This is a genomic window from Streptomyces bobili (assembly GCF_002154575.1).
In the GTDB taxonomy this organism is placed as follows: Bacteria; Actinomycetota; Actinomycetes; order Streptomycetales; family Streptomycetaceae; genus Streptomyces; species Streptomyces bobili.
In genome coordinates, this window is sequence record NZ_MUBA01000934.1 from 1 (window position 1) to 634 (window position 634).

Here is a 634-nt window from a genome sequence, read left to right on the forward strand (position 1 = left end):
CGCCGCCCCTTCCCGTCCCGACACCGGGGGCTGCCGCACCCGGACTTCCCCGCCGGCCCCGAACGGGCCTCGTCCCTCCACGGGGCGGAGCCTCCCCGGGCGGTCCGCCGCCGACCCCGCCGACCGGGACCCGAGGGCAACTCCCCTGGGCCGCAGGGCACATGGGGCTGCCCCAGGGCCTCTGACCGGCGTCGGGGGGACCCCTTAGCGTGAGGTGGGTGAGCCTGTGGACCTCTCTTGAACCTGCCTCCGCGACCGTCGACCCCGGCGCCAGCACCCGTGTGCGGCTGCGGGTGCGCAACACCGGTGATGTCGTCGACGAGTACCGCTTCGAGCCGGTGGGGAGTGTGGCTCCCTGGACGACGGTGGAGCCGCCGACGCTGCGGCTCTTTCCCGGTACGACGGGGACGGTGGAGCTGACGTTCGCTCCGCCTCGTACGCCGGACGCGACGGCGGGTCCGAACCCGTACGCCGTGCGGATCACGCCGACCGAGCATCCGGACGCGGTGACGGTTCCGGAGGGGAACCTGACGGTCACGCCGTTCACGGAGGTGCGTGCCGAGCTGGTGCCGCCGACCGTGAAGGGACGGTTCCGGGGCCGGCCACGCCTCGCGATCGACAACCTCGGCAACAC

General features: G+C 74.0%; 1 protein-coding gene. It reads left to right on the forward strand.

The annotated features are described in order from the left end of the window. Positions 1–218: 218 nt before the first annotated feature. Positions 219–634, forward strand: a 416-nt coding sequence (locus tag BZL64_RS38805; RefSeq protein WP_483025124.1) for a COG1470 family protein, incomplete at its 3' end; no start/stop codon positions are given.